A 10,514-nucleotide genomic window follows, 5' to 3' on the forward strand; every position below is an offset into this window, starting at 1 on the left:
AGGGATATCCCCCCTCCTTTCGGTGGAGAAGGCCGCCCGACGGTTCACCGGACAGCAGGATGGGAGGGCGCCCCCGGGCCCCGTACCGTCGACGCGAGGTCGGCGGCAGCGAGTCCGCCACCGGGAGATCTGGGGAAAACCGGAAAGAGGGGACGTCGTGGCGGACACAGGCCGCTTGGACAGGCCGCATGGAATCGCGGCCCGCATGGGCAGTTGGAGTGCCCGGCACCGGTGGACCGCGGTCGGGGGGTGGGTGCTGCTCGTCATCCTCGCCCTCGCCGTCGGGTCGATGGCGGGCCGGGTGGATGTATCGGACGGCGAGTCCATGCCGGGCGAGTCCGGGCGTGTTTCGAAGCTTCTGGACGACGTCGGCATTGAGGACCCGGCCGGTGAAACCGTGCTCATCCAGGCGAAGAGCAAGGGCGTGACGGCGACCGACCCGGCGTTCCGCTCCGCGGTCGACGGGGTGATCGAGGCCGTGCGGGGCACGGGTCAGGTCACCGGCGTCACCTCGCCGTACGACACGAAGACGATCTCCGCGGACCGGCGCTCCGCGCTCGTCCAGTTCGATATGCGCGGCGATCCCGGCAAGGCGACCGACCATGTCCAGCCCGTCCTGGACGCGGTGAAGAAGGCCCAGGGCGCCCATAAGGACCTGCGGATCGAGCAGTTCGGCGACGCGAGCGGTCAGAAGGCGTTCGACGACGCGTTCGGCGACGACTTCCAGCAGGCCGAGTACTCCGCGCTGCCCGTGGCCCTCGGCATCCTGCTGATCGCCTTCGGCGCGCTGGTCGCCGCCCTGCTGCCGGTCCTGCTGGCGATGACCGCGTTCCTGGCCACCACCGGTCTGGTGGCGGTGGTCAGCCACGCCGTGCACATGAGCGACACCGCCAACTCCGTGATGCTGTTGGTGGGTCTCGCGGTGGGCGTGGACTACTGCCTGTTCTATCTGCGGCGCGAGCGGGAGGAGCGGGCGGCCGGCAGGGACGCCCAGACGGCGCTGCTGATAGCCGCCGCCACCTCCGGCCGGGCCATCCTCGTATCGGGCTTCACCGTCATCGTGGCGATGGCGGGCATGCTCTTCACCGGAATCGCCGAGTTCAAGGCGATGGGCCTGGCGACCCTGCTGGTGGTGGCCGTGGCGATGATCGGCTCGGTGACGGTGCTCCCGGCGCTGCTGTCGCTGCTGGGCGAGCGGGTCGAGAAGGGCCGGTTGCCGTTCCTGGGGCGCGTCAAGCAGAAGAGCAACGGCGAGAGCCGCTTCTGGCGTGCGGTGCTGGGGCGGGTGCTGCGCAAGCCCAAGCTGTCGGTGGCGCTCGCGACCGGTGTGCTGGTCGCCGTGGCCGTCCCGGCCGTGGGCATGAACACCGCGAACCTCACCATGGACCAGGAGTTCGGCAACTCGCTGCCGATCGTGGCCGCGTACAAGCACATGGACGAGGCGTTCCCCGGCGGGCCCTCCCCGGCCCAGGTGGCCGTCAAGGCCGATGACATCAACGCCGCACCGGTGCGCGCCGCGATCGAGGACTTCCGCGCCGAGGCCGTCGCCAAGGGCGCCTCCAAGGGCCCGGTGAAGGTGATGTACCACGACCGCGAGAACCTCGCCGTCATCGAGGTGCCGCTGACCGGCGGCTCCGACGAGGCCAAGAGCGAAAAGAGCCTGAACATCCTGCGCGACACGGTGCGCCCGGACACGCTCGAGGCGGCGGACGGCATCGTCGACGCCCCGATCGGCGGCTCCACGGCCATGTCCAAGGACTTCAACGACAAACTCGGCTCGGCCGTGACACCGGTCTTCGCCTTCGTCGTCGTCTTCGCCTTCCTGCTGATGCTGATGTCCTTCAGGTCGCTGACGGTCGCCATCACCTCGATCGTGCTCAACCTGCTGTCGGTGGGTGCCGCGTACGGCGTCCTCACCGCCGTCTTCCAGCACGGCTGGGGCGCCGGCCTGGTCGGCGCGGAGGGGGTCGGGGCGATCGTGTCCTGGCTGCCGCTGTTCCTCTTCGTGATCCTGTTCGGGCTGAGCATGGACTACCACGTCTTCGTGGTCTCCCGGATCCGCGAGGCGCGGATGGCCGGGCGGACCACCAAGGACGCGGTGGTGCACGGCGTGGTCACCACGGCGGGCGTGGTCACCAGCGCCGCCGTGATCATGGTCGCGGTCTTCTCGATCTTCGGAACGCTGTCGATGCAGAGCATGAAGCAGATGGGCGTGGGCCTCGCGGCCGCGGTGCTCATCGACGCCACCGTGATCCGCGGGGTGCTGCTGCCGGCCGTGATGTCGCTGCTCGGCGAGCGCAACTGGTACCTGCCGCGCTGGCTGCACTGGCTGCCGGACCTCACGCACGACGAGCCGGCCACGGCGGCGGCGCCGGTCGCCGGGGCGGAGCCGGAGCGTAAATCGGTTGCGACCCGGTAGGGCGGATCCTTACGGTGAGCCGGTCGCGTGGCCTCGTGCCGCGCGGCCGGTTCGTGTTTTGGCGGCACGGACAGCAGGTACGACACACGCAACTCGCAGACGCGACACGCACACGCACACGCGCGGAAGGCACTCACCGATGGGATCTCTGATCGGCGCGTTCATCCGCGACACCCGGGGTCTCGCCCGGGCTGCGTGTGTGAACGCTTCTGTCCTGCTCACCCGCCGCCCGCGGCGCGGCCCCGGTGCCCTGGCCGGCCCGGACGCGCCCAGCGCCTTCCCGAGCCGTTGACCGCTCGTCACTGAGCGCTCGACACCCCTCGATGACCGCTCGCCGCTGAGGCTTTGAAGGCTTTCCGACCTGACGCCTTACGGCTCGCTTCCGCACGCCCTCGGCCAGGGCCCCCGCCAGTCCAGGAATCACTCACTCCGGGACGGGCGGCAGGGCCCGTTCCGCGCTGCTGCCGCCCGCCCGGCTCCGAAAGGACCGCCGGCTGTGGCCCGCAAGCGATATCCATCCCGAAACCCGCGCTGTTCCGAACGCGATCTGACACGCCGTACGCTCTCGCAGAACTTCCTGGTCGACCCGGGCGCCGTCGCCCGTGTCGTACGGGCCGCGCGGCCTGGCCCTAACGGGCTGCTGGTCGAGGTCGGCATGGGCAAGGGAGCGCTCACCGAAGCGCTCGCGCCGCACTGCCGCGAACTCATCGGCTACGAGATCGACCGCCATCTCATCCCCGGACTGCGGCTGCGCCTGGCCGCGCAGTCCCATGTGCGCGTGGTGCACCAGGACTTCCTGACCGCGCGGCCCCCGCTCGAACCCTTCGCGGTGGTCGGCAATGTGCCCTACGCCCGCACCGCCGAGATCGTCGACTGGTGTCTGCGGGCGCCCCGGCTGACCTCGGCCACCTTCCTGACACAGCTGGAGTACGCCCGCAAGCGCACCGGGAGCTTCGGCCGCTGGAGCCTGCTGACCGTACGGACCTGGCCGGACGTCGACTGGCAGCTGTGCGGGCGGGTTCCGCGCGCCGCCTTCCGGCCGGTGCCGCGGGTCGACGGCGGGATCCTGCGGCTGACGCGGCGCCCCCGGCCACTGCTGACGGGCGCGGCCGAGCGGGCCGCGTACGCGCGGATGGTCGAGCTCGGCTTCTCCGGTGTCGGCGGCACGCTGTACGCGTCGCTGCGCCGCGCGCACCCCACCCGGCGGCTGGACCGAGCGTTCCGGCGGGCGGGGCTCGGCCGGGACGCCGTGGTCGCGTACGCGACGCCACGGCAGTGGCTGGTGCTGTTCCAGGAGTTGAGCGGCACGCCGGGCTGACCGGTGCTCAGGCGGTCGTGTCGAAGGAGTTGAGGGTGCGGGTGAAGTCCCGGGTGGACAGCAGCAGCTTGTAGATGATGGCCAGCTCGAAGACGAGCAGCAGGACGCCCGATACGACGGTCCCCGCCACCACCGAGTCCAGGGCGGGTCCGATGATGAACACGCCCATCTGAAACTCGATGCCGCTGATGAGATGAGCGCGGACGCGGTGCCGCGTCAGGAAGGAGCGGCACCGCGTCCACCAGGGGAAGCGGCGGCGGAACTCCCGCTGCAGATCGACGACCACGGGCCCGTCGGAGGTCTCCGGCGCGGTCGTCTCCGCCGTCGCCTCCGCGGTGGTCTTCGTCGCCGCCTCCCCCGTCGCCTCCGCCGCCGTCCCGCGCGCCGCCTCGGCCGCGACGGCGCGGTCGTACTCCGCGTCGGCCTCGGGGTTCTCCCGGAGCAGGTCCTCCATGAAGGCAAGTTCGGCCTCGTTGTGCGCCTCGCGGGCCGCGTCCATCCGGGCCTTGATCTGCTCGCGCATCCCGTGCCGGATCTTGAACGTCTCGAGCGAGTTGATATAGCGCAGCGCGTCCAGGGACGCCACGGCCAGCGCGAGCCAGACGTAGAGCACCTCCCCGGTGCGCTCGTACTGGCCGCCCATCAGCGCGACCGCGCAGACCACGACGCGGATCCGGTCGAAGACGAAGTCCAGCCAGGCGCCGAAGACCGAGCCGGTGCCGGTCAGCCGGGCCAGCTTGCCGTCCATGCAGTCGAAGATGAAGCTGACGTGGTAGAGCAGGGCGCCGAGCAGCAGCCAGCGCCAGTCCCCCTGCGCGAAGCAGGCGGCGGACCCGAGGCCCACGAGGAACGCGCCCCAGGTGAGCTGGTTCGGGGTGAGGCGGGTGTGCATCGCGGTCCAGCGGACCAGCGGCGTGGCGACCGGGTCCACCAGCATGACGGTCCACCACGCGTCGCGCTTCTTCTCGGTGATACGGCGCACTTCGGCGAGTGGCGGTATGTCTGTGCGCATGTCCAACTTCCCTGCGGCGGTCAAGAATTCACCTGACCGTAAGAAGTCGTTAAGAAAGGACACAAGGTCGGCCGGACGCAACCTTTCGCCCGGGGTAACGGTCTCCTGGAGGGAGCGGGTCGATGGCATCGGCCTGTCAGCCCGGCCGGTAGACCGCCAGCCGGAAGGACGTGGTCACCCGCAGCGGGGTGGGCAGGCGGGCCGCCCGGCGGCGTACCTCGGCCTCGTCGAGGTGATAGGCCGAGGGCCCCATGGAGACGGCGTTCTCCGCGTCTTCGGCGGTCAGCGCGACCGTACGGTCACAGGTCGCGGTGCGCTCCAGCCGGAAGTGGCCGTCCAGCGCACGGCGGAGCCGGGCCTCCTTGGCCGCGTCGACCGACAGCATGCCCATGGAGGGCTCGAGTTCGGCCAGATGACGCTCCGTAGGGGTGACCACCAGCAGCGCTCCGCCGGGCCGCAGCACACGGCGGAACTCACCGCCGTTGCGCGGCGCGAACACATTGAGCAGCACATCGACCGAGCCGGTCCGTACGGGCAGCGGCCGCCGGAGGTCCCAGCGCGCGGCGCCAGCGCGCGGGTGGGCCCGCCCGGCGCGCCGCAGCGCGTGCTTGGAGGTGTCCAGCGCCAGGCCGACCGCGCCGGGGGCGGTGTCGAGCACGGCGGACAGGTAGTAGCCGGTGCCCGCCCCGGCGTCCAGCACGGTGCCGCCTGGCGGGCACAGCGGCGCGGCGAGCGCCGCGAGGGCGACCGCAAGGCCCGCGTAGTGGCCGGCCGCGAGGAACGCCGCCCGGGCCCGGACCATGGCGGCGGTGTCGGCGCTCGCGGGGGACGCGGCGCCGACGAGCAGGCTGGCGTATCCCTGCCGGGCGATGTCGAAGGCGTGGCCTCGGGCGCAGCCGAGCGCGGCGGCGCGGGGCCGGAGGCCGTCGCCGCACAGCGGGCACAGGAGGGCGTCGAAGGGTTCGGCCACGGCCGCGACACTAAACGAGACGAGACGTCTCGTGCAAATAGAGAGTCGGGCCGTCCGCCGCGCCGTGCCGCCGCGCTTATCGCTGGTAGCGGGCGAGCACCAGGTTTCCGTCCTTCACCAGTCGGTCTCTCAGCTCCTCCATCCCGATCTCGCCGCCGTAGTACTCCTGCAGCCCCGGCGTGGCGATCTTGTCCTTCCACTCCGGATAGCCGCGCACCGTCTGGGCGGGCGCCGGGCGCAGCGCGGGCGTCAGGGCCGTGCCGGTCGCCCAGCCGTGCTCGCGGGTGCGCAGCGCGGGGTCGGCCAGGGCACGCGTGCCCGTCGGCAGCAGCCAGTCGCCGCGCGCGAGCCGCACCATGTTGCGCGGCCGGAGGAAGAAGTCGATGAAGCGGACCGCCTCCTCCTTGTACGGGCAGTCCTCGGCGATGGACAGCGTCTGCGGACTGACGCCCTGCCGCTGGTCTCCCCCCGGCCCCGCGGGCGCCGGGAGGACGGTCCATGCGAAGCCCTTGGGCGCCTGCTGCGCGAGCTGCTGACGGTACGAGAAGCCGAGCGGCACCATCGCGTACTTGCCGCCGAAGAAGCCGGGCAGGGTGTCCGAGCCGCCCATACCGAGGGTGGTCCGGGAACCCGTGCGGTCGGCGCCCAGCTGCCGGTGGACGACGGCGGGGACCGCCTGGTCGGCGGCGTCGAAGCGGATGGTGACCTTGCCGTCGGCGCCCCGGTGGAAGATCTGGCCGCCGGTGGACAGGGACAGGTTGAGGGTCGCGGAGACGGGCTCCTTGAGCGGCCAGGCCACGCCGTAGGCGCCCTTGCGCGTCAGCCGCTTCGCGACCTCCTCGAACTCCTCCCAGCTCCACGGGTCCTGAGCGGTCGGGATACGCACCCGCGCCGCCTCCAGCAGGGCGCTGTTGGCCATGATCATCCGCGGCTCCTGGAGGAACGGCACGCCGTAGACGCCGTCGCCGAACGTCGCGGTCCCCCAGCTCTCCGGCGGGATGTCCTCCTTGAGGCGCCCGGGCAGCAGATCGGTGAGGTCGGCGAGCGAACCGCCGTACGCGAAGTCCGCGAGGTCGTCGGTGGCGTCGTGGATGATGTCGGGCGGCTCGCCGCCCTCGAAGGCGGTCAGCAGCTGGTCGTGGACGCTGGTCCAGCTGCCCTGGACGTACTCGACCCGGATCTTCGGGTGGGCGTCGTTCCACTCCGCGACCAGCTGTTTGTTCACGGCGATGGATTCCTGCTGCCAGGCCAGCGACTGGAAGCGCAGGGTGATCGTGCCATCGGCAGAGCGGCGGCGCCGCTCTGCCGAACAGGCGGGCAGCAGCGCGGCGGTGGCGGGCGCGGCCAGCGCCCCGGCGAGGAAGTGCCTGCGGCGCATCAGTGCTTCACCGCCCCGGTCAGCACCCCGCCGGTGATCCGCCGCTGGATGACGGCGAAGAGGACGAGGGAGGGGATCGTGGCGAGCAGCGCGGCCGCGGCGAGCGGACCGAGGTCGGCCACGCCTTCCGCGCCGATGAAGTGGGTGAGGATGACCGGCATGGTCTGCTTCTCCGGCGACTTGAGCAGGACCAGGGCGAAGAAGAACTCGTTCCAGGAGGTGATGAAGGCGAAGAGGGCGGTGGCCACGATCCCCGGGGCGAGCAGCGGGGCGGTCACCGAGACCAGGATCCGCGCCTTGCCCGCACCGTCCACGGCCGCGGCCTCCTCCAGCTCGCGCGGTACGGCGCGGACATACCCGGTGAGCATCCACAGGGCGAACGGCAGCGCCCACACCACGTACACCGCCACCAGGCCCGCGAGGGAGTCGATCAGGCGGAGGTTCTTGAGGATCAGGAACAGCGGGATGATCACCAGCACCAGCGGGAACGCCTGGCTGACCACGACCCAGCCGGTGGCCGCGCGGGACAGCGGGGACCGGTGGCGGGCCATGACGTACGCCACCGGGGTCGCGAGGGCAACGGCGAGCACGGCGGCACAGGCGGCGGCGATCAGGCTGTTGGCCGCGGCCTGGAGGAGCGGCTGCTCGTCGAACGCCTGGCGGAAGTTGTCCAGGGTGGGGTGGTCGGGGATCCAGTGCGGGTCGAGGGTGGCCAGCTCGCGGGGCGGTTTGAAGGCGGTGGACATCAGCCACAGGAGGGGCAGCACGAGGAAGCCGAGGTAGCACAGCAGGGCGAGGTACTGTCCGGCGCGGGCGGTGCGGTGCGCGGCCCGCCGCCGGTTCAGGGACGGCGGGTTCGGGGTGCGCCGGTTCGCGGTGCGCCGGTTCGCGGATGTCACGATGGGCCGCCTCACCGGTCGTCCCCCCTCAGCCGCCCGACCAGATACACGGCGAGCAGCACGGACACCACCGCCACCAGGACGCAGCCCATCGCCGCCGCGTAGCCGAACTGGCCGTAGCGGAAGGCCTCTTCGTAGGCGAAGAGCATCGGCAGGCGCGTGCGGCCGCCGGGGCCGCCGTTGGTCAGGACGTAGACCAGCGCGAAGGAGTTGAGGTTCCAGATGAAGCTGAGCGCGCTGATCGCGAGGGCTATCGGCCTGATGGCGGGCCAGGTGACGGTGCGGAAGCGGCGCCAGGCGCCCGCGCCGTCCACCGCCGCGGCCTCGTGCAGCTCACGCGGCACGTTGGCGAGGCCGGCCAGCAGCGCGACAGTCACCTGCGGCATGCCCGCCCAGACGCCGACCACGATGACGGCGGGCAGGGCGGTCGCGGGGTCGCCCAGCCAGTCCTGGCCGGTGCCCAGCGCGTCGTTGAGGAGACCCGCGTCGGGTTGGTAGACGAGCCGCCACATGATGCCGACGACGATCTCCGGCATCGCCCAGGGGACGATCGCGAGGGCGCGCGCCAGCCAGCGGAAGCGGAGGTTCTGGTTGAGCAGCAGGGCCAGCCCGAGCGCCAGCAGGAACTGCGGGACCGTCACCCCGACCGCCCACTGCAGCCCGATGCGGAAGGACTCCCAGAAGAGCCGGTCCTGGGCCAGGTCCTGGAAGTTGAGCAGGCCGATCCACTGGGTGGGGCGGGTGCGGCCCGACTGGGAGTCGGTGAAGGCCAGCGTGATCCCGTACAGAAGGGGACCGACGCTGAGGACGAGGATCGGTATGAGTGCGGGCAGGACCAGGAACCACGCGCCGCGACCGGGCCTCCCGTCCGGCGGTCTGTTGCCTGGCCGCGCCATTGCGGCCATCGATGTCACGGCGAGGGGCTCCTTAGGCTGTGATCGATATGCGGCTCCGCCGCGGGGAGGCTCGTTACGGCGGATCGGGGCGCCCGGTGCGGAAGCCCACGTCATCGTGCGGAGGGTGTGCGGCACAGTCAAGCGTTTGGATCTCCTTGGAACGTACGGAATTTGGGCGCGGCCGCGGCCGCGGCCACCGTCGGCCGCGCCCGCCCCGGCGGCTCGTCGGCGCGCCCCCGGCCGATCAGGGCGCGCGGCAGCCCGCGCGGGGCCCACCGCCGTTGGGCTCCCTGTCAGGCGGCATGATGGGCAGGCGCAAAGGGCGTGGGCCCGGCACAGGCGAGGAGATGGCGGCGCGGTGCACAGAGGAGGCATCGACATGGGGAACACGGCGAACACGACGCTGACCGGGGCGCGGGCACGCGCCGTGCTCAGTGCCGCGCTGCCGCCGTACCGGGCGGGCACCGCCGAGGCGCGGCTGCTGGCACTCGGCGAGAACGCCGTCTTCGCCGTCGACAGCCTGTCCCTGGTGGTGCGGATCAGCCGCGATCTGGAGGTGTGGGACCGGGCCGCGCGGGAGCTCCAGGTCGCCGACTGGCTGGCGCGGGAGGGCCTGCCCGCGGTGCGCCCGGACCGCCGGTACGGCCCGGAGCAGCCCCTCCCCTTCGGCGGCCACCTCGTCACCTACTGGCGGCAGCTCCCCGAGCCCGTACGCCCCGCCGGCCCCCGCGACCTCGGCGAGCTGCTGCAGTTGGTGCACGCGCTGCCCGACCCGCCCTTCGAGCTCCCCGGCCGCGATCTGCTGGGCGGCGTCGAGCGCTGGCTGCGGCTGGCCGGGGGCGCCATCGACCCGGCGGACGCGGCGTATCTGCGGGCCCGGCGGGACGAGGCCGCGGCAGCCGCCGCGGAGCTGACCCCGCGGCTGCCGCCGGGCCCGGTGCACGGCGACGCGCTGCCGCGCAATGTGCACATCGGCCCCGACGGCCCGGTACTGGTGGACCTGGAGACATTCGCGTGCGATCTGCGCGAACACGACCTCGTCGTCATGGACCTCACCCGGGACCGCTACGGGCTCGGCCCGGCCGCGTACGACGAGTTCGTGGCGGCGTACGGCTGGGACGTGCGGGAGTGGGACGGCTGCGCGGTGCTGCGGGGCGCGCGGGAGATCGCGAGCTGCGCCTGGGTCGCCCAGCACGCGCCGGCCGACCCTGCCGCACTCACCGAATTCGGCCGCCGGGTGGCCTCCTTGCGGGACGGCGATCCCACCGTCCGCTGGTACGCGTTCTGAAGGGCTGTCCCGAGGGGCGGCACCCCGAGCGGTCGCCGCTCTTCCGGAGCGTCGCTAATCGGCTTGGGTTTCCTTGGTGATCCCGGGTGTCCGGGACCGCTGCGGAGGGTGACTCGGCCATCCCCGGATGGGAGTGGTGTGGGCATGGCGGTGGAAGCCTGCCCCGAGTCTGGCCCCGTCCGGCCGGTGTGGCCGTTGGGGGGTGCCGATCGCGTTCGGTCCCTGCTGCCTTCTCCGCTCCTGGCTGGGGCGTGTCGGGTGCGTGGGGGTCCGCCCCGCCGGACGCTTGCCACCCGGCGCTCGGCCGGGTGGGGCGGGGACCCTGCGCCGCTTC

General features: G+C 72.2%; 8 protein-coding genes. 3 read left to right on the plus strand and 5 right to left on the minus strand.

Annotation, left to right across the window (positions count from 1 at the left end):
* Positions 1-205 precede the first annotated feature (205 nt).
* Both PV419_RS31865 and erm read left to right on the plus strand, forming a co-directional pair.
* The gene (locus PV419_RS31865; protein ID WP_319694848.1) at positions 206-2,419 is read left to right on the plus strand and encodes an MMPL family transporter; all 2,214 of its coding nucleotides are present in this window, start codon (positions 206-208) and stop codon (positions 2,417-2,419) included.
* A gap of 547 nt (positions 2,420-2,966) precedes the next feature.
* Positions 2,967-3,737: an ErmE/ErmH/ErmO/ErmR family 23S rRNA (adenine(2058)-N(6))-methyltransferase gene (gene erm, locus PV419_RS31870; protein WP_319694865.1), complete on the plus strand. Its 771-nt coding sequence runs from the start codon at positions 2,967-2,969 to the stop codon at positions 3,735-3,737.
* A 7-nt stretch (positions 3,738-3,744) separates the two neighbouring features.
* On the opposite strand, the gene PV419_RS31875 is transcribed toward erm, so the two are convergent.
* The 5 genes from PV419_RS31875 to PV419_RS31895 all read right to left on the minus strand — a co-directional run bounded on the left by PV419_RS31875 (position 3,745) and on the right by PV419_RS31895 (position 8,901).
* A complete protein-coding gene (locus tag PV419_RS31875; RefSeq protein ID WP_319694849.1) occupies positions 3,745-4,749 on the minus strand; it encodes a CDP-alcohol phosphatidyltransferase family protein in 1,005 nt (334 codons plus the stop codon).
* Between the two features lie 136 nt (positions 4,750-4,885).
* A complete protein-coding gene (locus tag PV419_RS31880) occupies positions 4,886-5,719 on the minus strand; it encodes a putative RNA methyltransferase (protein WP_319694850.1) in 834 nt (277 codons plus the stop codon).
* A gap of 76 nt (positions 5,720-5,795) precedes the next feature.
* Positions 5,796-7,097, minus strand: a complete 1,302-nt coding sequence (locus tag PV419_RS31885) for a sugar ABC transporter substrate-binding protein (RefSeq protein ID WP_319694852.1) — start codon at positions 7,095-7,097, stop codon at positions 5,796-5,798.
* Complete coding sequence (locus PV419_RS31890) at positions 7,097-7,942, minus strand: carbohydrate ABC transporter permease (RefSeq protein ID WP_319694867.1); 846 nt, start codon at positions 7,940-7,942, stop codon at positions 7,097-7,099. Before PV419_RS31890 ends, PV419_RS31885 begins: the two co-directional genes overlap by 1 nt.
* A gap of 65 nt (positions 7,943-8,007) precedes the next feature.
* Complete coding sequence (locus PV419_RS31895) at positions 8,008-8,901, minus strand: sugar ABC transporter permease (protein ID WP_319694869.1); 894 nt, start codon at positions 8,899-8,901, stop codon at positions 8,008-8,010.
* Between the two features lie 394 nt (positions 8,902-9,295).
* Here PV419_RS31895 and PV419_RS31900 point away from each other — a divergent pair, with 394 nt between their 5' ends.
* On the plus strand, positions 9,296-10,180 hold the full coding sequence (locus PV419_RS31900; protein WP_319694871.1) for an aminoglycoside phosphotransferase family protein: 885 nt from the start codon (positions 9,296-9,298) through the stop codon (positions 10,178-10,180).
* Positions 10,181-10,514: the final 334 nt, after the last annotated feature.

Source organism: Streptomyces sp. ME19-01-6, assembly GCF_033793745.1.
Lineage (GTDB): Bacteria > Actinomycetota > Actinomycetes > Streptomycetales > Streptomycetaceae > Streptomyces.